Source organism: Mycobacterium sp. 2YAF39, assembly GCF_052114565.1.
GTDB lineage: Bacteria > Actinomycetota > Actinomycetes > Mycobacteriales > Mycobacteriaceae > Mycobacterium.
Genome location: NZ_JBFREZ010000001.1, coordinates 307,275 through 328,267, shown reverse-complemented (window position 1 = coordinate 328,267; position 20,993 = coordinate 307,275). Strand labels below are relative to the sequence as shown.

General features: G+C 66.1%; 24 protein-coding genes. 12 read left to right on the top strand and 12 right to left on the bottom strand.

Annotation, left to right across the window (positions count from 1 at the left end; translation table 11 throughout):
• Window positions 1-2: 2 nt before the first annotated feature.
• Window positions 3-1,274, top strand: a complete 1,272-nt coding sequence (locus AB4Z42_RS01665; RefSeq protein WP_442007381.1) for a hypothetical protein — start codon at window positions 3-5, stop codon at window positions 1,272-1,274.
• Here AB4Z42_RS01665 and AB4Z42_RS01660 read toward each other — a convergent pair.
• Window positions 1,271-1,867: a nucleoside/nucleotide kinase family protein gene (locus AB4Z42_RS01660; protein WP_442007380.1), complete on the bottom strand. Its 597-nt coding sequence runs from the start codon at window positions 1,865-1,867 to the stop codon at window positions 1,271-1,273. The genes AB4Z42_RS01665 and AB4Z42_RS01660 overlap by 4 nt on opposite strands.
• On the bottom strand, window positions 1,851-2,060 hold the full coding sequence (locus tag AB4Z42_RS01655; protein ID WP_442007379.1) for a ribosome modulation factor: 210 nt from the start codon (window positions 2,058-2,060) through the stop codon (window positions 1,851-1,853). The genes AB4Z42_RS01660 and AB4Z42_RS01655 overlap by 17 nt, the downstream gene beginning before the upstream one ends.
• Window positions 2,061-2,188: 128 nt before the next feature.
• Between AB4Z42_RS01655 and AB4Z42_RS01650 the strand changes: the two genes are divergently transcribed.
• Window positions 2,189-3,391, top strand: coding sequence for an RNA polymerase sigma factor (locus AB4Z42_RS01650; protein WP_442008081.1), 1,203 nt, complete (start codon window positions 2,189-2,191; stop codon window positions 3,389-3,391).
• Here AB4Z42_RS01650 and AB4Z42_RS01645 read toward each other — a convergent pair.
• The 4 genes from AB4Z42_RS01645 to AB4Z42_RS01630 are packed head-to-tail and all read right to left on the bottom strand — an operon-like array spanning window position 3,388 to window position 6,411.
• A complete protein-coding gene (locus AB4Z42_RS01645; protein ID WP_442007378.1) occupies window positions 3,388-4,011 on the bottom strand; it encodes an SAM-dependent methyltransferase in 624 nt (207 codons plus the stop codon). The two genes, AB4Z42_RS01650 and AB4Z42_RS01645, sit on opposite strands and share 4 nt — an antisense overlap.
• Window positions 4,011-4,766 carry a PIG-L deacetylase family protein gene (locus tag AB4Z42_RS01640; RefSeq protein WP_442007377.1) on the bottom strand — a complete coding sequence of 252 codons (756 nt, stop codon included), beginning with the start codon at window positions 4,764-4,766 and terminating at the stop codon, window positions 4,011-4,013. The genes AB4Z42_RS01645 and AB4Z42_RS01640 overlap by 1 nt, the downstream gene beginning before the upstream one ends.
• Window positions 4,763-5,704, bottom strand: coding sequence for an acyl-CoA dehydrogenase (locus AB4Z42_RS01635; protein ID WP_442007376.1), 942 nt, complete (start codon window positions 5,702-5,704; stop codon window positions 4,763-4,765). The genes AB4Z42_RS01640 and AB4Z42_RS01635 overlap by 4 nt, the downstream gene beginning before the upstream one ends.
• On the bottom strand, window positions 5,701-6,411 hold the full coding sequence (locus tag AB4Z42_RS01630) for a glycosyltransferase (protein WP_442007375.1): 711 nt from the start codon (window positions 6,409-6,411) through the stop codon (window positions 5,701-5,703). The genes AB4Z42_RS01635 and AB4Z42_RS01630 overlap by 4 nt, the downstream gene beginning before the upstream one ends.
• Window positions 6,412-6,454: 43 nt before the next feature.
• Here AB4Z42_RS01630 and AB4Z42_RS01625 point away from each other — a divergent pair, with 43 nt between their 5' ends.
• The 7 genes from AB4Z42_RS01625 to AB4Z42_RS01595 are packed head-to-tail and all read left to right on the top strand — an operon-like array spanning window position 6,455 to window position 11,918.
• A complete protein-coding gene (locus tag AB4Z42_RS01625; RefSeq protein WP_442007374.1) occupies window positions 6,455-7,177 on the top strand; it encodes an HAD family hydrolase in 723 nt (240 codons plus the stop codon).
• Window positions 7,174-7,635: a nitroreductase family deazaflavin-dependent oxidoreductase gene (locus AB4Z42_RS01620; RefSeq protein WP_442007373.1), complete on the top strand. Its 462-nt coding sequence runs from the start codon at window positions 7,174-7,176 to the stop codon at window positions 7,633-7,635. Before AB4Z42_RS01625 ends, AB4Z42_RS01620 begins: the two co-directional genes overlap by 4 nt.
• A gap of 10 nt (window positions 7,636-7,645) precedes the next feature.
• Window positions 7,646-8,107, top strand: coding sequence for a nitroreductase/quinone reductase family protein (locus AB4Z42_RS01615; RefSeq protein WP_442007372.1), 462 nt, complete (start codon window positions 7,646-7,648; stop codon window positions 8,105-8,107).
• Window positions 8,104-9,048 (top strand): 1,4-dihydroxy-2-naphthoyl-CoA synthase, encoded by a 945-nt coding sequence (locus AB4Z42_RS01610; protein ID WP_442007371.1) that lies wholly within the window; start codon window positions 8,104-8,106, stop codon window positions 9,046-9,048. The genes AB4Z42_RS01615 and AB4Z42_RS01610 overlap by 4 nt, the downstream gene beginning before the upstream one ends.
• Before the next feature lie 29 nt (window positions 9,049-9,077).
• Complete coding sequence (locus AB4Z42_RS01605) at window positions 9,078-9,962, top strand: SDR family oxidoreductase (protein ID WP_442007370.1); 885 nt, start codon at window positions 9,078-9,080, stop codon at window positions 9,960-9,962.
• A gap of 2 nt (window positions 9,963-9,964) precedes the next feature.
• Complete coding sequence (locus AB4Z42_RS01600; RefSeq protein ID WP_442007369.1) at window positions 9,965-11,524, top strand: fatty acid--CoA ligase; 1,560 nt, start codon at window positions 9,965-9,967, stop codon at window positions 11,522-11,524.
• Between the two features lie 22 nt (window positions 11,525-11,546).
• On the top strand, window positions 11,547-11,918 hold the full coding sequence (locus AB4Z42_RS01595; protein ID WP_442007368.1) for a VOC family protein: 372 nt from the start codon (window positions 11,547-11,549) through the stop codon (window positions 11,916-11,918).
• Window positions 11,919-11,920: 2 nt separating this feature from the next.
• Here the strand turns inward: AB4Z42_RS01595 and AB4Z42_RS01590 are convergent, their stop codons facing one another.
• From AB4Z42_RS01590 to AB4Z42_RS01580, 3 genes are read right to left on the bottom strand one after another with little or no spacing between them, the layout of a single operon-like run.
• Entirely contained in the window at window positions 11,921-12,223 is a 303-nt protein-coding gene (locus tag AB4Z42_RS01590; protein WP_442007367.1) for a DUF3349 domain-containing protein, read from the bottom strand.
• An 11-nt stretch (window positions 12,224-12,234) separates the two neighbouring features.
• On the bottom strand, window positions 12,235-12,519 hold the full coding sequence (locus AB4Z42_RS01585; RefSeq protein WP_442007366.1) for a hypothetical protein: 285 nt from the start codon (window positions 12,517-12,519) through the stop codon (window positions 12,235-12,237).
• Between the two features lie 41 nt (window positions 12,520-12,560).
• Window positions 12,561-13,796, bottom strand: a complete 1,236-nt coding sequence (locus tag AB4Z42_RS01580; protein ID WP_442008080.1) for an anion permease — start codon at window positions 13,794-13,796, stop codon at window positions 12,561-12,563.
• A 246-nt stretch (window positions 13,797-14,042) separates the two neighbouring features.
• On the opposite strand from AB4Z42_RS01580, the gene AB4Z42_RS01575 reads away from it, so the two are divergent.
• Together AB4Z42_RS01575 and menE are read left to right on the top strand one after the other, a co-directional pair.
• Window positions 14,043-14,342: a DUF3349 domain-containing protein gene (locus tag AB4Z42_RS01575; RefSeq protein WP_442007365.1), complete on the top strand. Its 300-nt coding sequence runs from the start codon at window positions 14,043-14,045 to the stop codon at window positions 14,340-14,342.
• A 20-nt stretch (window positions 14,343-14,362) separates the two neighbouring features.
• Window positions 14,363-15,484 carry an o-succinylbenzoate--CoA ligase gene (gene menE / locus AB4Z42_RS01570; RefSeq protein WP_442007364.1) on the top strand — a complete coding sequence of 374 codons (1,122 nt, stop codon included), beginning with the start codon at window positions 14,363-14,365 and terminating at the stop codon, window positions 15,482-15,484.
• Window positions 15,485-15,500: 16 nt separating this feature from the next.
• Here the strand turns inward: menE and AB4Z42_RS01565 are convergent, their stop codons facing one another.
• Both AB4Z42_RS01565 and AB4Z42_RS01560 read right to left on the bottom strand, forming a co-directional pair.
• Window positions 15,501-16,907: a DUF222 domain-containing protein gene (locus AB4Z42_RS01565; RefSeq protein WP_442008079.1), complete on the bottom strand. Its 1,407-nt coding sequence runs from the start codon at window positions 16,905-16,907 to the stop codon at window positions 15,501-15,503.
• A 138-nt stretch (window positions 16,908-17,045) separates the two neighbouring features.
• Complete coding sequence (locus AB4Z42_RS01560) at window positions 17,046-19,481, bottom strand: glycogen/starch/alpha-glucan phosphorylase (protein ID WP_442008078.1); 2,436 nt, start codon at window positions 19,479-19,481, stop codon at window positions 17,046-17,048.
• Between the two features lie 112 nt (window positions 19,482-19,593).
• Between AB4Z42_RS01560 and AB4Z42_RS01555 the strand changes: the two genes are divergently transcribed.
• Complete coding sequence (locus AB4Z42_RS01555) at window positions 19,594-20,208, top strand: pyridoxamine 5'-phosphate oxidase family protein (RefSeq protein ID WP_442007363.1); 615 nt, start codon at window positions 19,594-19,596, stop codon at window positions 20,206-20,208.
• 23 nt (window positions 20,209-20,231) lie between these two features.
• Here the strand turns inward: AB4Z42_RS01555 and AB4Z42_RS01550 are convergent, their stop codons facing one another.
• Window positions 20,232-20,993 (bottom strand): SDR family NAD(P)-dependent oxidoreductase, encoded by a 762-nt coding sequence (locus AB4Z42_RS01550; protein ID WP_442007362.1) that lies wholly within the window; start codon window positions 20,991-20,993, stop codon window positions 20,232-20,234.

Sequence of the window (20,993 nt, the reverse complement as noted above, 5' to 3'; positions counted from 1 at the left end):
CGATGAACGATGAGGGTTGGGTGCGAGGTGACTACTTCGCCCTCGACATGCCCGCCGATGCCGACGCGCTGCGCAACGGCGGCGCGCAATTCCTCTCCGCGGCGTTCCGGGCCACCGGCGCGCTGCCGTCCGGCAGCGCTGTCACCGCCGTCACCGAACTGACGGAGTTCCGCGGCGGCAGCACCGGCCGCAAGGCACTGCTTTCGGTCGCCTATGACGGCGCCGACCTGCCGACCGACCTCTTCGCCAAGTTCTCCCGCGACTTCGACGACGCCGGCCGCGACCACGGTCGCGAGCAGATGGAGTTCGAAGTCCGCTTCGCGTTGATGTCGCGCACTCCGTCGTTCCCGATCGTGGTGCCCACGTGCCTGTTCGCCGACTACCACGCCCCGTCGGGCACCGGGCTGCTCATCACGGACCGAATTCCCTACGGAGAAAGCGGTATCGAGCCGCACTACGCCAAATGCATGGACTATGCGATGCATGATCCCGTCGGGCATTATGAGGCGCTTCTCGGCACCCTCGGCCGTCTCGCGGGCACGCACAAATCCGGTCATTTGCCCGCCGAGTTGATCAACCAGTTTCCGGTCGACATGAAGCGACTATCGGTGGGTGAACGCGTTCCCTACTCCGTCGCACAGCTACAGCGTCGGGTCGACCGGTTCGCCGAACTCGCGACCGCCCAACCCGGGCTCCTGCCTGCCAACCTCCGCTCCCCCGACTTCATCTCACGGCTGAGGCTGGAGGTGGTGCGATTCGGTGAAGACGAGAACGCCATCTGGGATTGGCTGTCGGCGGATCCCGACTATGTGGCGCTGTGTCACTGGAATGCCAACGTGGACAACGCATGGTTCTGGCGCCGGGACGGTGATCTCGAATGCGGGCTGATGGATTGGGGCTGCGCCGGCCAGATGAATGTGGCGATGGCGATCTGGGGTGCGATGTGCAGCGCCGAGACCGAGCTGTGGGACGACCACCTCGACGGGCTGCTCGACGTGTTCGTCAAGGAGTTCACGGCGGCGGGCGGGCCCGCACTGACGTCGGCGGTGGTGAAACAGCACCTGATGCTGTACGCGGCGATCATGGGACTGGCCTGGTTGCTCGACGTTCCGTCCTACCTGCTGCGGCTACTGCCCGACCGCGTCGAGGACCGCTTCGATCCGCAGATCGCCGACAACGAACAGGCCCGCAGTCGCCTTCTGATGATGACGAACTTCCTCAACCTCTGGGAGACATCGGATTTCGTCGGTGCTCTCGACGCGGTGACGCGCTAGACGACGAAATCCGCCGTGTGCCGGACGCGTTCGATCCGCTCGGCGTTGCGGTCGTCGACATCGCGCACCCAGGCCTGCGCCTGCTCGAGTGACTTACCGAATTCGATGTGGCGTGCGACGAGCCGTCGTCGCCGCTCCTCGGGCGCACAGTCGACGAACCACACCTCGTCCAGCGCGCGTCGCACCCGCGGCCACGGCTCGTCGTCCTCCAACAGATAGTTGCCCTCGGTGACGATGAGCCGCGCATCCGGCGCGACGGGAATGCTGCCCGCCACGGGCTGCTCGATATCGCGGTCGAACGCCGGTGCGTAGACGGTCTCGGTGTCCTGGCTCCTGATGCGTTGCAGCAGTGCGAGATACCCGTCGCCGTCGAATGTGTCGATCGCACCCTTCCGGTCGATCCGTCCGAGCCGCTGCAGCTCCACGTCCGCGAGGTGATACCCGTCCATGGGCAGGTGAACAGCGTCGTCGAATGATGTCGTGATCAGAGTGGCCATCGCCGTCTTGCCCGCGCCGGGCGGTCCGGTGATGCCGAGGATGACGCGGCGCTGCCGAGCGAGCAGACCCTCGAGACGGCTAGCCCAGGAGTTCATCGATCTCGGCGGCCAGCCGAGCGATGCGCTCTTCTTCGCTGGGGATGCCGCGGCTGTCGTCGGCGGCCCGCTGCCATCCCAGCCTCCACATCCGCGCCACCGCGCGATCGCCGATGCCCGCGTACGGGTTCACGACCGTCGCCGGGAAAGCCTTGCGGCCTTCCCGGTACGCCGTAACGAGTCGGTGCGTCATCACTGTCAAGGGTCTGTCCGAGCAGGCACAAAAGGCACCATTTCCGCGGCGTGTCGGGGACTTTTGCGAGCGCTCGGCACAATGGGCGGGTGACCGATATCCAGCAGACCGTCGACGCGGTGTGGCGGATGGAGGCCGCGAAGATCGTGGCGACGCTGACGCGGGCGGTCGGCGATGTCGGCTTCGCCGAGGATCTGGCGCAAGAGGCCCTTGTCGACGCGCTCACCCAGTGGCCCGATACCGGTGTGCCACGCAACGCCGGTGCGTGGTTGACCGCCGTGGCCAAGCGCAAAGCGATCGACCAGTGGCGTCGCCAGGACAACCTGGACTCCAAGTACGCCGTGCTCGCTCACGAACTGGAAACGCAGGTCGAGCACTCGTGGGATCCCGACCGCATCGACGACGACGTGCTGCGCCTGGTCTTCATCTCGGCACACCCGGTGCTGTCGCGCGAAGGCCAGATCGCGCTGACGCTGCGTGTCGTCGGCGGCCTGACGACCGACGAGATCGCCCGCGCGTTCCTGACGTCCAAGGCGACGATCGCCGCGCGGATCACCCGCGCGAAGAAGGCGCTCTCCGACGCGCGCATCCCGTTCGAAGTGCCGGACCGCTCGGAGTATCCGCAGCGGTTGTCCGCTGTCCTCTCGGTGATCTACCTGGTGTACAACGAAGGGTATTCCGCGTCATTCGGCCGGAACTGGATACGCGACGAACTATGCAGCGAGGCACTGCGATTGGGCCGCATACTCGCCGCACTGGTCCCCGATGAACCGGAAGTGCACGGTCTGGTGTCGCTCATGGAGTTCCAGTCGTCGCGATTCGCCGCCCGCACCGACAGTAACGGCAAGCCGATCCTGCTGGAAGCCCAGAACCGGATCAAGTGGGACCGGGCGCAGATCCAGCGCGGGGTGGCGGCTCTCGGGCGCTCAGCGGAAGCGTTGCAGCGCCGAGGTGTTGGGTGGGGACCGTATGCGCTGCAGGCCGCCATCGCCGAATGCCACGCCACCGCACCCACCGCTGCCGACACCGACTGGCAGCACATCGTGATGCTGTACGACGGGCTGGTGCAGGTGTCGCCGTCGCCGATCGTCGCGCTCAACCGGGCGGTCGCGGTCGCCATGTCCGGTGAGTCCGCAGAAGCCCTGGCCATTGTCGACGGGCTCGCCGGCCTCGACGACTCCTATCTGCTTCCCAGCGTGCGGGGCGAGTTGCTGGTGCGGCTGGGGCGCAACGCCGAGGCTGCCGACGAATTCGACCGCGCCGCGGCGATGACGGACAACGAACGCGAGCGAGAAGTGCTGGCCGACAAGGCCGTCCAGGCTCGCAGTTAGGCTCCCGGCACTCCCGTTCGCGCGGCGACAGACGTCGGCGACGAAGTATCGAAGACCTCGATGATCACGTCTGCATCGCGGTATCCACCCAGGTGGTGCAGTCCCGACGTCGCGGCGATGATGTCGGTCGCGTAGCCGCCGGTCATCGGGTACTCGGCGACCGGGTGCCGCCAGTGCGCGGCGACGACCGTCGTCCCCGGCTTCAGCAGCGGTATCTCGCGGTCCAGGGTGTCACGCAGGACTTCGGGGTGAAGGTAGTAGCAGAGCTCGGACAGCACGACCAGATCGAAACCCGCCTGCGGCCATGGGTCGTCGACCGACTTCTGAAGCAGCGTCACATTGCGTCGCCTGCCGGCCTCGACCAGGCGCCGATGCGTCGCATCCAGGGCCGCGCTCGCGATGTCGGTGCTGGTGACATGGTCACACCGCGTGGTCAGCTGTTCGGTGAGCACACCAATCGAACAACCGGGCTCGAATGCGTGACGGTAGCGCCGATAGGGCAACAGCGCCAACGTGATTGCGTACTTGCGCTGCTCGTACCATCGGTCCCCGAGCTGCCAAGGGTCGTCCGACTCGGAGTAGATCCTGTCGAAATAGCCGGTTGAGAGCCGAGTGGGCATCAGAACACCACCTCCCTGACGGCGAGTAGTCGCCGTACGACGAATGGCGGCAGCAACGGCGCCTGATCGCCGTCGGCCACCTGGATTTGCGAGCGGTAGCACTGCGCCGCCGCCACCTTCAGGTCGAGGGCATGCGGGGCGTTCGGCACAGTGCGCAGCCGTTCCCACGGAACGGCGCTGTCGCCGGGTGTCGCCCAGTGCCACATCCAGATCGGATACTCCAGCAGCTCCGCATCGCAGCGCTGCGCGGCGGCCGCAGCTGCACGACCGACCGCCTCGTGATCGGGATGCCCGTCGCCGCGCCAGGTCGCCGCGATCCACGGTGTGCCCGGTCGATCCGCGAGTATTTCGGTGAGGCGATCCGCAAGCCGTTCCTCGTGGGCGCACAAGTCCCCGTCCGGCATCTCCAGGCAGATGGGCGCGGGAACTCCGAGAGTCCGCATCGCATCGTGTAATTCCGCACGGCGGGCGCTTTCCAGATGGCGCCGGTCGAGACCGGGATGCGAGGCACCGCCATCACTGGCGGCCACCACCTGAACACGCACACCACGTTCGACCAGTGTCGCCAGGGCGGCACCGAAGCCGAACGTCTCGTCGTCGGGATGCGCTGCCACGACAACGATGTCGCTGCATTCCGCCATGTCCAGTTCGGGGGCGTATGCGAGCGCATCCAGCCAGTCCTGCGTCGCGGTTCCGGCGACGGTCAGAGGCCGGGCGGCGAATCGCGCACCGTTACCCACCTGTGCGAGCGTCATCGCGCCGCCCCCGCCAACACTCCGAGCCGCTCGAGATCTCGCTCGGCATGGCTCTGTCGCACGTACATCGTCAGATCGGCGACCCGCTTCGCATGCTGGGCGTCCTGACACAGCGGCGCCGGGCCCAGAGCGCGGCCGGTCCGGGTGATCGTTTCGTCGACGGCGGTTTCGACCACCGTGCGGGCGCGTCGCGCAATCAACTCAGCCGTGCCCTTGCGGTTCAACGGATCGTCGTCGACCGCACTCGCCGCCCACAAGAGCATCGCCTCGCCCGCGGCCAACGCGGCGTCGACGGCTCCCAGATGCGCCAGCGTGTGCGGATCCGCTGAAGCCTCGGCGGCGCGCGCATACAGCGGTTCGGCCACGGCCCGAGCTCCGCCGAGCCAGCACGCCGCGACGCCGATCGCCCCATGCCAGAAGCCGGGCCGCGACAGGTACTCGCCCGGTGCGCCGACGGGTATGGCAGGAGCGCCGCTGAATTGCACGGAACGAGTGTCTGATTCGGCCATCCCCGCATTGCGCCACCCGCTCGGTAGCGGTTGCACTCCGGCGTGTCCCAGGTCGACGGCGAACAGCGCGCGCTGCCCGGAGTCGAGCTGAGCCGTCACGAGCGCATGTGTGCAGATACCCGCGCCCGAGCACCACACCTTGGTACCGTCCAGCGTCGTCGTATCCCCGTCAACGTTCGCGTTGAGCACCGCATCGCGGGACTCGGCAGCCCAAACTCCCCACAGCCGACCAGGTTTCGATTCGGACGCATCGAGTTCGGCCATGATCGCGACCGCGTCGGTGTGCGCTTCGGCCAGACGCGCCGCGACGATGTCGACCTTGGCGAGGGCGGCCAGGAGGCGCCAACGTCGCGCCGTATCCCCACCGCCGGGAAGCGGAAGGTCGAATGCGCCGGCGTCAAGCCACCGGCCGATCAAGCCGGCAGTCATGTCTCCACGACCTTGCGGCTGCGGGGTGATCGAGCGAGTCCGCGCAGATGGTCGGCGAATCCACGGGGTGCGCGCCCCTCTTGGCGAGCCGAGGTTGCCACCGAAAGCTTGGCGTCACGGCAGATACTCATGTGCGCAGACTCGAATCGTGCGACGAGGTCGACGTCCTCACCGGTGGCCAGCGGGCGGAAGCCGCCGACAGCCCAGTAGGCGTCTGCCCGAAACCCCATGTTGGCGCCGTGGACGTGATCGTGTCCGGGTCCGGTCGATCGGTAGGCGGCCATATAGCGGCGGGAAACCTCCGCGGGTAACCGCCACAGCGGTATCCGCACCGTGCCGAGCACCATATCGGCGTCGGCCTTCACCATCCGCGACAACCACCGACTGCCGACGACAGTGTCGGCGTCCGTAGTGGCGAACCAGGTGCGCGCAGGGTCGATGCCGGTGCAGACAGACCGCGCGTACTCGAATCCGGCCGCGCGGGCGGCGCCGACATTGCCCGCATCGGTCGAGGTGAACTGCACATTCGGGCCGAACCGCTCGGCGAGACTCTCGCTGCCGTCGTCGCAGGCATCCAGCACCACGACGATCAGGACCCGCATCGACGTGTGCATGGCCGCGGCGACCAACGCGGACAGGGTGCGGGGCAAATGCTCGATCTCGTTGTGCGCAGGTACCACCACGACTGCCTGCTCGAGCTGATGCATGCCTGTTAACTAGCCCGTTTCGTCCTCCTTCACACCTGGCAGCATGGGGCGGGTGAACGTTCAAGCGGTCCTCTTCGACTACTCCGGCACACTTTTCCGTCTGGAAGAGGACGACAGCTGGTTCCACGGCATCGAGGTCGACGAACGCCAGATCGACGGCCACGTGCAGGCCGAGCTGATGCGCAGGATGACCGCGCCGACCGGGATTTTTGAGGAAATGACCACAAAAACCGATGTCGCCGCCGAAGCGGCTCAGGCGGCGCACCACGCCTGGGTCAATCGCGATCTTGAGCCGCACCTGCACCGGGAGGCCTACCTGCACGTCCTGCGCGAGTCGGGGGTGGCCGACCACCATGCTGAAACGCTGTACCGCCTCATGACCGACCCATTGAACTGGACGCCGTACCCCGACACCGCCGGCGTCCTGGAGGGCCTGCACCGGCAGGGCATCAAGACCGCGGTGGTGTCCAACATCGCGTTCGACGTGCGGCCCGCGTTCGCATCGATCGGCGCGGTCGGATTCGTCGACGAGTTCGTCTTGTCCTTCGAGGTGGGCGCCATCAAGCCCGACCCGGCGATCTTCGAGACCGCGTTGAGCCGGCTCGGGGCGGATCCCGCTCACGCGGTCATGGTCGGCGACAGCGACGAGGCCGACGGCGGTGCCCGAGCCCTCGGCTGCGGATTCGTCCTGGTCGATCCGCTGCCGACGACGCAACGTCGCGACGGTCTGCGCAATGGGCTTGCCGATTACGGTGTGCACCTATGACGGGCCCCGAACCCATCCGCCCGCCGCGGTGGCTCAAGCATGCGAACAAGGTTTTCGTGGTGCTGTTGCGGCTCGGCGTGCCGGTCTCGCGGCACGAGTCGCCGGTGGTGCTGACGGTGCCGGGCCGCAAGACGGGCAAGCTGCGCTCGACGCCCGTCACACCGATGCGTATCGATGGGAAACGCTATGTCGTCAACGGCTATCCGGGTGCCGAGTGGGTCCACAACGTCCGCGCCGCCGAGCGTGTGACGATCACGCAGGGCAGGCGCTCCGAACCGGTCCGGATGGTCGAACTGAGCGCCGAGGAGGCCCGACCCGTCCTGCGGGAGTTCCCCGTTCAGGTGTCCACCGGTGTCGACATCATGAAGCGCGCCGGTGTGCTGAAGACGGGTACGGCCGACGAGTTGGAGGGGCTGGCCGGGCGACTGCCGGTGTTTCGCATCGATCCTGTCGCGTAGCGTTCCAGCCATGTCCGACAGCGCGCGTATCCGGCCGCCGTGGTGGCTGAAGTACGTCAACAAAGTCATGATCGGTATGCAGAAACTCGGCGTTCCGATGGGCGAAAAGGGCCCGGCGATCCTGGTCGTGCCGGGCCGTAAGAGCGGCAAGCTGCGTTCGACACCGATCACCCCGATGGTCGTCGAGGGCAAGCGGTACGTGCTTGGCGGATTGCCAGGCAGCGACTGGGCGGCCAATCTGCGGTCGGCTGGCGCGGCCGAACTCAAGCGGGGCAAGAGCACCGTACGGGTCAGCGTCGTCGAGTTGCCGCCCGATGAGGCCAGGCCGCTGCTGCGACTGTTTCCTGTGGAGGTGCCGACGGGCGTGGGCTTCCTGAAGAAGGCAGGCCTCGTGACCGGTCCCAACCCCGACGAGTACGAGGCACTGGCCGGCCGTTGCCCCGTCTTCCGTTTCGATGCGGTAAACGCATGAGCCTCAACGATTCTCTTCGCGCAAGCGGCTCATCGGCCGACCCTTTTGACTCTTCGCTGTGGCAGCCGGTCGCCGGTTTCGACCTGACCGACATCACGTATCACCGTCATGTCGTCGACGGAAAGCCACAGCCGACGGTGCGGGTGGCGTTCGACCGGCCCGAGGTGCGCAACGCGTTTCGCCCGCACAGCGTCGACGAGCTCTACCGCGTGCTCGATCATGCCCGGATGTGGCCCGAGATCGGCGTCATCCTGCTCACCGGCAACGGACCCAGCCCCAAGGACGGCGGCTGGGCGTTCTGCTCGGGCGGCGATCAGCGCATCCGCGGCCGCAGCGGCTACCAGTACGCATCGGGCGACACCGCAGAGTCGGTCGACCCGGCGCGCGCCGGGCGGCTGCACATCCTCGAGGTGCAACGGCTGATCCGGTTCATGCCGAAGGTCGTCATCTGCCTGGTCAACGGCTGGGCGGCCGGCGGCGGCCACAGCCTGCACGTCACATGTGATCTGACGCTGGCCAGCCGGGAGCACGCCCGCTTCAAGCAGACCGACGCCGATGTCGGCAGCTTCGACGGCGGCTACGGCAGCGCATATCTGGCGAAGCAGGTGGGCCAGAAGTTCGCCCGCGAGATCTTCTTCCTCGGCAGGCCGTACACCGCCGAGCAGATGCACGCGATGGGCGCGGTCAACGAGGTGGTGGACCACGCCTCGCTGGAGACCGTGGGACTCGAATGGGCGGCGGCCATCAATGGCAAGTCACCGCAGGCGATCCGCATGCTCAAGTACGCGTTCAACCTGACCGACGACGGGTTGATGGGCCAACAGTTGTTCGCCGGTGAGGCAACGCGATTGGCGTACATGACCGATGAGGCCGTCGAGGGCCGCGACGCGTTCCTCGAGAAGCGTGACCCGGACTGGAGTCAATTCCCCCGCTACTTCTAGTGGTTGAGTGCCACCTAGACTCGCCGATTGTGAGTAAGAATCCGCTGCGCCGGCTCGCCGACCAGGTCGTGTTGGCGAGCATGCGACCGCCTCTGGTCCCGCAGTTGTTGGTACGACGCCCCGCCCGCGATGACACTGACCTCGACGGCAAGCGGATCCTGCTGACCGGGGCATCGTCGGGTATCGGCGAGGCGGCTGCGGAGAAGTTCGCACGGCTTGGCGCCACGGTGGTGGTCGCCGCGCGCAGGCAGGAACTGCTGGACGATCTGGTCGAGAGGATCACCGCGGCGGGCGGATCCGCTCGGGCCCACGCGTGCGACCTGTCCGATCTGGACGCCGTCGACGACCTGGTTGCCACGCTCGAGCGCGACCTCGGCGGCATCGACATCCTGATCAACAACGCGGGGCGCTCGATCCGCAGGCCGCTGGCCGAGTCCCTCGACCGCTGGCACGACGTCGAGCGCACCATGGCGCTGAACTACTACTCGCCGATGCGACTGATCCGCGGGCTCGCGCCGGGCATGCGTGAGCGCGGCGACGGCCACATCATCAACGTGTCGACATGGGGTGTGCTCACCGAATCGACTCCCCTGTTCGGCGTCTACAACGCGTCGAAGGCCGCGCTCACCTCCGTCAGCCGGATCATCGAGACCGAGTGGGGCTCTGGCGGAGTGCACTCGACGACACTCTTCTACCCGCTGGTCATCACCCCGATGATCGCGCCGACGCGAGCCTACGACGGCCTGCCAGGGTTGAGTGCCGACGAGGCCGCCGACTGGATGATCACCGCCGCCCGGGTGCGGCCGGTGCGTATCGCGCCGCGCATGGCCGTCACCGCCCAGGCCGTGAACACCATATTCCCCGAGGCCGTCAACGCGATGATGAAACGTCAACGGCTGCAGCCGAACAGCTGACGATGCCCATTCCCGAGATCGCTAGCATCGCCGACATCGTGCGCGTCCACGCACGGCGCAGGCCCGATGCCGACGCGCTCATCGTGGGTGATCGGACCATCAGCTTCGCCGAGCTCGACGCGCGGTCCAGCCAGGCCGCGCAGGCGTTCCGCGCAGCGGGCGTCGGCTTCGGCGACCGCGTCGCCTACGTCGAGAAGAACGGCGCGGAATTCTTCGAGGTCGTCTGCGGGCTCGCCAAGCTGGGTGCGATTGGCGTGCCGGTGAATTGGCGACTCGCGCCACCGGAGATGCTGCACGTCATCAACGATGCCCAGGCGTGCGTCGTGGTCGTCGGATCCGAGTTCTTCGGCCATGTCGAGGCCGTCGAGGACCGACTGACGACGGTGAGCACCATCGTGGGGATCGGAGCGCACGACCGTTGGCAGGGCTTCGAGGACTGGCTGGCCGCTCACCCCGACGAAGACCCCAGCGTCACAACGGGTCCCGACGACATCGCCTTCCTGATGTACACGTCGGGCACGACCGGACTGCCCAAGGGCGTCATGCTGACCAACGGCAACTACCTCTGCAAGGCGACCGGAATCGCCCACCAGTGGCGGTTCACCGCCGACAGCGTCAGCCTCGCCGTGATGCCGATGTTCCACATGGCCGGTTCGGGATGGGTGCTGGTCGGGCTATACGAAGGCGCCACCACCGTGGTGCTCCGCGACGTCGACCCCGCAGCGATTCTGAATTCCATCGTCCAACACCGGATCACAAACCTGCTACTTGTGCCCGCGGTGATTCAGATGATGCTGGGCGCACCGAGTGTCGAGGACGCGGACTTCTCCAGCGTGCGCGCCATCGTCTACGGCGCTTCACCCATCACCGACGACGTCCTGACCAGAGGCCTCGAACGCTTCAAGTGCGAGTTCCTCCAGGTGTACGGGTTGACCGAAACCACCGGCTCGGTAACGCAACTCGACGAACACGACCCGACCGGTCGCCCGGAACTGTTGCGGTCCTGCGGGAAACCCTATCCGTGGGTCGAAATGCGCATCGTCGACGACGAGGGCCGCGAAGTACCGTTCGGGACGGTCGGCGAGGTGTGGACGCGGTCGGCGCAGAACATGCTCGGCTACTGGAACAACCCCGGCGCCACGGCCGCAACGGTCACCGACGACGGCTGGCTGAGGACCGGCGACGCCGGCTACGTCGACAGCGACGGCTACTACTACCTCCACGACCGCAAGAAGGACATGATCGTCTCCGGCGGAGAGAACGTGTACCCCATCGAGATCGAGAATGTCCTCATGACGCATCCGACCGTCGACGACGTCGCCATCATCGGGGTGCCCGACGAAAAGTGGGGTGAGGCGGTGAAGGCGATCGTCGTACCTGCCGCAGGCACCGCACCGACCGAAGCCGAACTCATCGCGTATGCGCGCGAACGCCTCGCCGGTTTCAAGCTGCCCAAGTCCGTCGACTTCGCCGAGGTGCTGCCCCGAAACCCGAGCGGCAAGCTGCTGAAGCGAGTGCTTCGGGAGCCGCACTGGGAGGGCGTCGATCGCCGAATCGGCTAAAGGCCCGTGATAGACACATCGTATGGAGATCCTGGCCAGCCGCATGCTCATCCGGCCGGCGGACTATCAACGCTCGCTGACGTTCTACCGCGATGAGATCGGATTGGCGATCGCCCGGGACTACGGCGCGGGCACGGTGTTCTACGCCGGGCAGTCACTGATCGAACTCGCCGGCCACGGCACGCCCACGGCGGGCGGAACGATGTGGCTTCAGGTCCGCGATGTGTATGCCACCGAGAAGGAACTGACCGGCCGCGGCGTGCCCATCACCCGTGAGGCGCGCCAGGAGCCGTGGGGTCTGCACGAGTTGCACGTCACCGATCCCGACGGCGTGCTACTGATCTTCGTGCAGGTCCCCGAGACCCATCCGCTGCGGCGAGACAACCGCCAATAGCGTCAGCGGGCGTTCGCCAGCGGCCAGCCCACTGAGGCCAGCCGCGAGGCGACCTGATGGATCTCCTCGGGGTTGGGCTCCGCCTCGGTGATCGCGTGGATCGCCGCCCGGATCTCCTGCTCGCTCACCGTGTCGGAGTCGATGCCCTTGAGCACGGTCTGCGCGGCCCTGACGACCTCTTCCTCAGACAGCGACCGCTTCAACAGGGCGAGCAGTGCGAAATAATCCTTCGGCGGCACACCCTCCGGATAGCCCTGGTGCAGCCAAGCGAGCACGTTGTCCAAAACAGTCTGATTCTCGGCCATGTGATCTGCGCTCATTTCTTCGGCATGAAGGGGAAGAGGTCGATACCGGTGTGGTGGATGATCGTCGCCCGCGTGATCCAGAGAACCGCGGTGAGGATCACCCAGCCGACGAACAGGAACAGCGCGATACCCGCGTACTTCACCACCGGGTTGGGGGCAACGGTGGTGCCGTCGGCATGTGTACCCCCGGCCCCGTTGGAGTAGGCCACCAGGCCGGCCGCGAACACCGCGGGCAGGCCTGCGCCGAGGAGCAGTCCGATAACGAGCACCTTGAGGATGCTTTCGAGAAATGCCATCAACGTTTCCTTGTCTTTCGGGTGCGCTGTCGGCGCCGTGGCTAGACGGACGCCGTGGGCTTGGAATCCTTGACGGCATCACGCACGTCCGCAGGCACGACGGAGTTCGTGGAGCTGTCCCAATCAGCGTTGACGTTGCTGCTGTCCACCTTCTGCTGCTGGGCGCGCCACCACATGAAGAAGGACAGGCCCACGAGGATGAGGAAGATCAGGCCGTCACCGGCCAACGCCGAGTTGGTCAGCGACTTGACGGCATCGGACAGCCAATAGGACAGCGCCCCAACGAGACCGGCGGCGGGCAGGGTGATCAGCCACGCGACGGCCATCCGACCCGCCACTGCCCAGCGCACCTGAGCGCCGGGCTTGCCGACACCGCTGCCAAGGATCGATCCCGTGGCGACGTGGGTGGTGGACAGCGCCATGCCTGCGGCGCTCGAGCTCAAAATGATTGCGGCCGAGGATGCTTCGGCAGCGAAGCCCTGCGGCGACTCGATCTCGACGAGTCCCTTGCCCAGCGTGCGGATGACCCGCCAGCCGCCGAGGTAGGTGCCGAGGCCGATGGCGACCGCGCAGCTGAAGATGATCCAGAACGGCAGGCCCTGTTCCTTGACATCGCCCGTCAGGTGGCCGGTCGTGATGAGCGCGAGCGCGATGACGCCCATCGTCTTCTGCGCGTCGTTGGTTCCGTGCGACAACGCGACCAGCGAGGCGGTCGCGATCTGACCCCAGCGGAAGCCTTCGCGACGTCGGCTCTCGAGGACGTTGCGGGTGAGCCGGTGCACCAACCATGTGCCACATGCGGCGACCAGACACGCGATGACCGGTGCGGCCACCGCCGGGATGAGCACCTTGCCGGTGACGCCGGACCAGTTGACGCCCGCCAGGCCGAGCGCGGCGAGGCCCGCACCGATCAGACCGCCGAAGAGCGCGTGCGACGAGCTGGACGGGATGCCGAACAGCCAAGTAAGCAGGTTCCAGAGGATGCCGCCGATGAGGCCGGCGAAGATGATCGTGAGACCCGTAGACGCATCGATACCCGGTAGCAGGTCGCCGGACTTGCTGTCCTGGACCTTCAGCACCGACGTGGTGACGGTGACCGCGACCTCGACCGACAGGAAGGCGCCGACGAGGTTCAGGACACCGGCCAGCAGCACTGCGGTCTTGGGCTTCAGCGCGCCGGTGGCGATCGACGTCGCCATCGCGTTGCCGGTGTCGTGGAAGCCGTTGGTGAAGTCGAACGCCAGTGCCGTCACGATCAACAACACCAGGATGATCATCTCTGTGCTCACGGCGACAATTCTGAGGCTCGATGCCACCATTTGCCTAACTAAAGCCACCCACCAAAGGGCGTGTCGAGCAGGCACTTCATCTGACCAGGGAAGGTGTTCATCTTCTGTTCATCCTGCGGGCGGAAAACGTTTGCCTGCCACGTCGATCGCACGGTGTCCGGGGCGGGATTAGCATCGAACTCTCGTAAGCCATCGACCACACACGCGACGTTTCGGAGGGAAGGGGAGGCAACCGTGACCTTTCTGGCCAAGATCGTCGCGTGGATCACCTCGGGCTACCCCGAGGGCGTTCCCGGCCCCGACCGGGTGCCCCTCTTCGCACTTTTGAAGCCGCGGCTCACCGACGACGAGGTCAAGTCGGTCGTCATGGCGTTGAAGGACCTCGGCGAGTTCGACGACACCGACATCGGCGTGCTGATCACCCAGATGACCGACGAACTACCCGCTCCACTGGATGTCGAGCGGGTGCGACAACGGCTGGCCGCGAAAGGCTGGCCCCTCGACGATCCGCGTGATCCGGAGGAGAACGCATAGCCGTCCTTCGCCCCGCCGCCGTGCCTGCCGGAGCCTCGGCGCTGTCGGTGCTGCCCGTGGTGGAGGACGTCCTCGCCGGGCGTGCGACGGTATTGCCTGTACCGATGGGCGACGAACGCGAAACCTCGCTGATCGCAACATCATTGCGTGCCGGCTCCGAAATCGACGACGACGTGGCGGTCGTGTTGTCGACGTCCGGAACGACAGGCACGCCGAAGGGCGCACTACTGACGGTGTCGGCGTTGATTGCCAGCGCGTCGGCGACGCATGACCGCCTCGGTGGTGCAGGGCAGTGGCTGCTCGCGCTGCCCGCCCATCATGTGGCCGGCTTCCAGGTGCTGGTGCGTAGCGTGCTCGCGGGCACTACTCCGGTGGCGGTCTCTGCGAGTTTCTCAGAGGCGGAGCTGGTTTCAGCCGTCGACTCCCTGAGTTCCGGGCGGCGGTATATCTCGTTGGTGGCTGCGCAGCTCGACAAGTCATTGGGCGATCCAGCCGCCTCTGCCGCGTTGGCGTCGATGGATGCCGTGCTGATCGGCGGCGGGCCGATGCCGGCCGGAGTCGCCGACAGGGCTTTGACCGCAGGCATTCCCGTGGTCCGGACCTACGGGATGAGCGAGACGGCGGGCGGCTGCGTGTATGACGGGCGACCGCTGGACGGAGTGCTTGTGCGCATCGACGACGGGCGGGTGGTGCTCGGCGGAGCGACGCTGGCCAAGGGGTACCGCAATCGCGTCGACCCCGATCCTTTTGCCGAGCCCGGCTGGTTTCGCACCGATGATGTTGGCACCGTTGACGACTCAGGGGTGTTGTCGGTCCTCGGGCGGGTGGACGACGCGATCAGCACGGGCGGTCTGACCGTGTTGCCGCAACTCGTGGAGACAGCGGTGGCCTCGCACGATGCGGTGTCCGAGTGTGTGGTGTTCGGCGTCGACGACGCACGGCTGGGTCAGCGGGTCGTCGCAGTCGTCGTGGTGACAGCGGGACGTGCCGCTCCGACGCTGGCCGACCTACGCGCCCACGTCACAACGACTCTCGATGCCACCGCGGCACCAAGGGAGATCCACGTCGTCGACGAGATTCCACGCCGCGGCATCGGCAAGGTGGACCGGCGGGCGCTTGCGGCCCGGTTCGGTGCTTCGTAGCTCAGCTTTCCGCGAATTACGGTCCGCGTTCTGGGTTTTCGTCCGATTCATCTGGTGGGCGTAGGAGCCTTTCGGGGCGGTGGTGGTAGTTGATGCGGGTTTGGCCCGTGTCGAGGTCCGGTGGTGGGGCCCATTCGACGTCACCGTTCGCGTTGATGGTGGTGGTCCAGCCGCCGTTGTTGGTGACGAGGCGGTTGTCGGGGCCGCAGGCCAGCGCGAGTTCGTTCACGTTGGTCTCGCCGCCATCGGCCCAGTCACGTAGGGCGTGATGCACCTGGGCGCCGTAGGCGGGGACCGCGCAGCTGGGTTTGGTGCAACCGCCATCGCGCGCGATGAGCATGATCCGCTGGGCCGGGGAGGCGGTGCGTCGAGCCCTGAACAGGTCCAGTGCCTGCCCTGTGGATTTGTCGAACACCGCCAACCAATGATTGGCGTGGCCGGCCAGGCGGATCACGTCGCTGATGGGCATCATTGCGCCGCCGCCGGTGGTACCGACCCCGGCGCGGCTTTCGAGGTCTTGCAGCGTGGTGCGGATGATGATCGAGGTCGGCAAGCCATTGTGCTGACCCAACTGCCCGGATTCCAGGGCGTTGCGCCCGACCGCGAGCAGCGCATCATGCTGACGTTGCGCGAGGGTGCGATGGTCGTTGTCGATCTGGATTTGTGACGGCTTGCCACTGACGCAGGGAACCGCGTCGTCGGGGTTACACATGCCTGGTCCGGCCCACTTCGCGAGGATGGGTTCGAAGACCGCCCACGCTTCGGGGGTGAAATTGCCTTTGAAGGGGACGGTGCCGTCACGCTGTTGGGGGCCGACCTGCAGACCCCTCTTGCGGTTGCGTTCGGTGTCATCAGGTTCGGGGCCGTCCTGATCGAGCAGGAACAGCATCGTGTCGGCGGCCTTCTTCAGCTCGGTCGGCCCCACCCCGGCGGCGATGCGGACCAGATCGGTTTCGATCTCCTCGCGGGTCGCGGCATCGACGAACCCGGGGATGCGGTCCATGGCATCGCGGATCTTGTCGACATGCTCGCTGTTGATGTCTCCGGCGGCTTGAGCGGCGGCGGTGGCGGCAAGCACCGGTGCCAACGGTTCGCCGATCAACGTCTGCCGCGGCCCCAGGTCGGCCGCTTCAGCGAGGCGGCGGTTGGCGTCGGTGGCAGAGATGCGCCACCGGATGCGCAGGACGTCTTTCCAGGATTTGGCGCCCAACTTTTTGGGCGTGGTCTCAGCCTGCAGCCGGGCCAGGGCGCGGTGCCATTGCGCGGGCAGCTGACACGACAGCGACTCGAGTTCGTCGAGCAGGGTGAGTAGTTCGCGGTGAGTGAGCATGTCGAGTTCGCAGGCGGCCACCGACTCATGCGCAGCGCGCAGTGCGACCATCGCTACCTGAACCGGAGTCGCCAACATGCTTCGAACATATATTCGACCACCGACAAGCCGGCCGCGGATGTGACAACTGAAACCACAGTGGCACAACGGATTCAAGTGAAAGCCGGATATGCGGCGTCCGTACTGAGCGTGTCGACCTGCTGTTGGACAGCATCTGACGCTGATTCCGCGCTAGACCCGCACGCTCACCGGTCCGACATTCCAGATGTCGTCGCAGTACTCGGCGATGGAGCGGTCGGATGAGAACTTTCCACTGCGCGCGGTGTTCAGGATCGACATCCGCGTCCATGCGGGGACGTCGCGCCACGCAGCGCTCACGCGCCCCTGGGCTTCGACGTAGGACGCGTAGTCGGCGAGCACGAGGAACGGATCGTCGTAGCGCAGGTTGTCGACAAGCGGACGGAACACCTCGGCGTCGCCCCGCGAGAACCTGCCGCCCGCGATCAGGTCGAGCACCGCCGCCAACTCGGGGTTGGAGTCGATGTAGTCCGCAGGACGGTAGCCGTCGCGCTTGGTGCGCTCGACCTCTTCGACATCGAGGCCGAACAGGAAGAAGTTCTCGGCACCGGCCTCGTCGCGCATCTCGACGTTGGCGCCGTCGAGGGTGCCGATGGTCAGCGCACCGTTCATCATGAACTTCATGTTGCCGGTGCCCGACGCCTCTTTACCGGCCGTCGAGATCTGTTCGGACAGATCGGCCGCCGGGTAGATCAGTTCGGCGTTCTTCACGCTGAAGTTCGGGACGAACGCGACCCTGATGAACCGGTTGACGTCCGGATCGTTGTTCACCGTCTCCCCAACCGCGTTGATCAACTTGATGATTCGCTTGGCCATGAAGTAGCCGGGTGCCGCCTTACCGCCGAAGATGAAGGCCCGCGACGGGACCTCGAGCCCGGGATTCTGCTTCAGCCGGAGGTAGAGCGCGACGATGTGCAACACGTTGAGGTGCTGGCGCTTGTATTCGTGGATGCGCTTGACCTGGATGTCGAACAACCAGCTTGGATCGAGCTCGACACCCGTTGTCGATGACACAAGCTCGGCAAGGCGCGCCTTGTTCGCAAGTTTGACCTCGCGCCACTTGCGCTGGAAGCCGGCGTCGTCCGCGTACGCCTCCAGCCCGCGCAACCTGTCGAGGTCGTTCAGCCACCCCTGCCCTATCGTGTCGTCGAGAAGCGCCCGCAGTCCAGGGTTGGCGACCGCGAGGAAACGCCTCGGCGTTACGCCATTCGTCTTGTTGGAGAAGCGCTCCGGCCACAGCTCGTAAAAGTCTTTGAGCACACTCTCCTTGAGCAGTTCGGAGTGCAGTGCGGCGACGCCGTTGATCGCGTGGCTGCCGACGGTGGCCAGGTGCGCCATCCGCACGCTCTTGCCGCCGTCCTCACCGATCAGCGACACCCTCCGCAGCCGGTCGTCGTCGCCGGGGAACTTCGCACGCACCTCGTCGAGGAAGCGGCGGTTGATCTCGTAGATGATCTCGAGGTGACGCGGCAGCGACTCGGAGAAAATCGAAAGCGGCCACGTCTCCAGCGCTTCGGGCAGCAGCGTGTGGTTGGTGTAGCCGAACGTCGCGACGGTGATGTCCCAGGCCTCGTCCCAGCTCAGCCTGCGCTCGTCGACCAGCAACCGCATGAGCTCTGCGACGCCGATAGACGGGTGGGTGTCGTTGAGCTGCAGGGCGAATCGCTCCGGTAGGTCTTCTACGGATGCATCGGCCAGGTCGTCCATGATGTGTAGGACGTGTTGCAGGGAGCACGACACGAAGAAGTACTGCTGCAAAAGGCGCAGTCGCTTGCCGACGTCGGGCTCGTCGTTCGGGTACAGCACCTTGGTCACGGTTTCGGAGGTGACCTCGTCCTCGACTGCCTTGTAGTAGTCACCGGCGTTGAAGGCGTCCAGCGCAAACGTCTGCACCGCCCGCGCGCTCCACAGCGTCAACACATTGCAGGTGTGCACGCCATATCCCTGGATGGGTGTGTCGTAGGCGACGCCCTTGATGACACGACCCGGTATCCAGCGCACGCGGTCGTCGCCGGCATCGTCGGTGTAGTGCTCGACGTGGCCGCCCCAGTTCACCGGATAGTTCAGGTCGGGCTTCGGAATCTCCCACGGGTTCCCGTTGTCGAGCCAGTTGTCGGTCTTCTCGACCTGCCAGCCGTCGTGAATCTCCTGATCGAAGATGCCGAACTCGTAGCGGATGCCGAATCCGATGGCCGGACGCTCGAGAGTGGCCAGCGAATCGAGATAGCAGGCAGCCAGCCGGCCGAGACCGCCATTGCCCAGGCCCGGTTCCTCCTCACAGGCCAGGACTTCCTCGAAGCCGACACCCAGTCCTTCCAGAGCGGCGCGCGCCTCCTCCTCGATTCCGAGGTTCAGCAGGTTGCTGCCGAGCTGCGGGCCCATCAGGAATTCGGCCGAGAGGTAGCAGGTGACTTTCCGGCCGAGGTCTAGGGACGTCTGCACCGAAACCACGCCGTTGTCCTGCATGCGGTCACGCACCGCCAGCGCCGTCGCCCGGTAGAAGTGCTCGGGTGTCAGCGTGGCCGCCGGCCGGCCGATCGAGTAACGCAGATGCTCGATGATGCCCTCCCGCAACGCCTCGGCAGACATGCCCTTTCGGTTGCGTTCACGTGTTGCGGCAGGGGCTTCGACGTCGGTCACCGGCGCAGTGTCGCATTTAATGGCGTCGCAGAAATGAACTTCGGGCGAGCATGATGTAGCCATGCACCGGGAAGTCACCACCGTCGACGAGCTCCGCGCGATCGTCGGGGAGCCCCAGGAGGCCGTCGCGAAGAAGGTCAAGGACCGACTGTCGCCTGTCCAGCGGGACTGGCTGGCGCACTCACCGCTCGCCTTCGTCGCGACCACCGATGCGCAGGGCCGCGTCGACGTGTCGCCTAAGGGCGATCCGCCTGGCTTCGTCCACGTCATCGACGACACCACCATCGCGATCCCGGAGCGGCCGGGCAACAAGCGCGTCGACGGTTACCTCAACGTGTTGCAGCGCAAGCAGGTCGGCACGCTGTTTCTCATTCCCGGCCGTGGCGACACGCTCCGCATCAACGGATCGGCCCGGATCCTCTCCGACGCTGAGTATTTCGACCACATGGTCGTCAAGGGCAAGCGGCCCATCCTGGCGCTGGAGATCGATATCGAGGAAGTGTTCTTCCACTGCGCCAAGGCGTTCATGCGCTCGGACACCTGGGATCCGTCGACCTGGGATCCGACGGCCATCCCGAGCGTCGCGGAGCTCGCCAAGGCCATTCGTACCGACTGGACGGCGGCCCAGCTCGAGGAGTACTACAGCGAGGACAACTACCGAAAGATGCTCTACTAGCCTCCGCGAACTGGGCCATCCGGTCAGAACTGGTTGATGCCCCCGTCGACGGGGATGTCGGCGCCGGTGGTGAAACTGCTCAGGTCCGACGCCAGGAACAACACCGCGTTGGCCACCTCGTCGGAGGTGCCGTAGCGCGCCATCGGAACACTGCTGATCTGGTACTCCTCGAACTTCGCTGCCGCATCCGGCCCGGGGAAGAGCTTTTGGGCCAGGTTCTCGATCCCAGGTGTCTCGGTCGCACCCGGGCTGACGACGTTGACGCGAATCTTGCGGTCGCGCAACTCACTTGACCACGTACGGGCGAACGACCGCAGCGCGGCCTTGATCGCGGCGTACACGCCGATGCCGTCGGACGCCTTCGCGTTGGTGTTCGACGAGTTGAGGATGACCGAGCCACCGTCGTTCAACAACGGCAGCGCCTTCTGCACGGTGAACACGACGCCCTTGAAGTCGACGTCGAGTTGGTAGTCGAGGTGTTCTTCGGTGATCTCTCCCAGCGGGGCCACATCGATGACCGCGGCGTTGGCGAAAACGACGTCGATGCGCCGGCCGCTGTCGGCCACCGCACCGTAGAGCCGGTCGAGATCTGCTGCGTTGCTGACGTCACCCTGTACCCCGGCGGCGTTGTCGCCGAGTTCCTTGACGGCCAGCTCGAGCTCCGCCTGCCTGCGCCCGGTGATGAAGACGTAGGCGCCTTCCTCAACGAACCGCTTGGCGGTTGCGAACCCGATGCCGGTCGAACCGCCGGTGATGACCGCTGTCTTGCCCTCGAGTAGTGCCAT

What these genes read in the sequence shown, in the direction of transcription:
- AB4Z42_RS01650 (WP_442008081.1), top strand. Translation starts at nt 2,189, where the DNA reads ATGGAGGCCGCGAAGATCGTGGCGACGCTGACGCGGGCGGTCGGCGAT.
- AB4Z42_RS01620 (WP_442007373.1), top strand. Translation starts at nt 7,174, where the DNA reads ATGACGGGCCCCGAACCCATCCGCCCGCCGCGGTGGCTCAAGCATGCG.
- AB4Z42_RS01610 (WP_442007371.1), top strand. Translation starts at nt 8,104, where the DNA reads ATGAGCCTCAACGATTCTCTTCGCGCAAGCGGCTCATCGGCCGACCCT.
- AB4Z42_RS01550 (WP_442007362.1), bottom strand. Translation starts at nt 20,993, where the DNA reads ATGGCACTACTCGAGGGCAAGACAGCGGTCATCACCGGCGGTTCGACC.
- AB4Z42_RS01660 (WP_442007380.1), bottom strand. Translation starts at nt 1,867, where the DNA reads ATGAACTCCTGGGCTAGCCGTCTCGAGGGTCTGCTCGCTCGGCAGCGC.
- AB4Z42_RS01580 (WP_442008080.1), bottom strand. Translation starts at nt 13,796, where the DNA reads ATGATCATCCTGGTGTTGTTGATCGTGACGGCACTGGCGTTCGACTTC.
- AB4Z42_RS01645 (WP_442007378.1), bottom strand. Translation starts at nt 4,011, where the DNA reads ATGCCCACTCGGCTCTCAACCGGCTATTTCGACAGGATCTACTCCGAG.
- AB4Z42_RS01560 (WP_442008078.1), bottom strand. Translation starts at nt 19,481, where the DNA reads ATGTCTGCCGAGGCGTTGCGGGAGGGCATCATCGAGCATCTGCGTTAC.
- AB4Z42_RS01600 (WP_442007369.1), top strand. Translation starts at nt 9,965, where the DNA reads ATGCCCATTCCCGAGATCGCTAGCATCGCCGACATCGTGCGCGTCCAC.
- AB4Z42_RS01585 (WP_442007366.1), bottom strand. Translation starts at nt 12,519, where the DNA reads ATGGCATTTCTCGAAAGCATCCTCAAGGTGCTCGTTATCGGACTGCTC.
- AB4Z42_RS01555 (WP_442007363.1), top strand. Translation starts at nt 19,594, where the DNA reads ATGCACCGGGAAGTCACCACCGTCGACGAGCTCCGCGCGATCGTCGGG.
- AB4Z42_RS01665 (WP_442007381.1), top strand. Translation starts at nt 3, where the DNA reads ATGAACGATGAGGGTTGGGTGCGAGGTGACTACTTCGCCCTCGACATG.
- AB4Z42_RS01625 (WP_442007374.1), top strand. Translation starts at nt 6,455, where the DNA reads ATGGGGCGGGTGAACGTTCAAGCGGTCCTCTTCGACTACTCCGGCACA.
- AB4Z42_RS01630 (WP_442007375.1), bottom strand. Translation starts at nt 6,411, where the DNA reads ATGCATCAGCTCGAGCAGGCAGTCGTGGTGGTACCTGCGCACAACGAG.
- AB4Z42_RS01655 (WP_442007379.1), bottom strand. Translation starts at nt 2,060, where the DNA reads ATGACGCACCGACTCGTTACGGCGTACCGGGAAGGCCGCAAGGCTTTC.
- AB4Z42_RS01595 (WP_442007368.1), top strand. Translation starts at nt 11,547, where the DNA reads ATGGAGATCCTGGCCAGCCGCATGCTCATCCGGCCGGCGGACTATCAA.
- AB4Z42_RS01635 (WP_442007376.1), bottom strand. Translation starts at nt 5,704, where the DNA reads ATGACTGCCGGCTTGATCGGCCGGTGGCTTGACGCCGGCGCATTCGAC.
- AB4Z42_RS01590 (WP_442007367.1), bottom strand. Translation starts at nt 12,223, where the DNA reads ATGGCCGAGAATCAGACTGTTTTGGACAACGTGCTCGCTTGGCTGCAC.
- AB4Z42_RS01615 (WP_442007372.1), top strand. Translation starts at nt 7,646, where the DNA reads ATGTCCGACAGCGCGCGTATCCGGCCGCCGTGGTGGCTGAAGTACGTC.
- AB4Z42_RS01640 (WP_442007377.1), bottom strand. Translation starts at nt 4,766, where the DNA reads ATGACGCTCGCACAGGTGGGTAACGGTGCGCGATTCGCCGCCCGGCCT.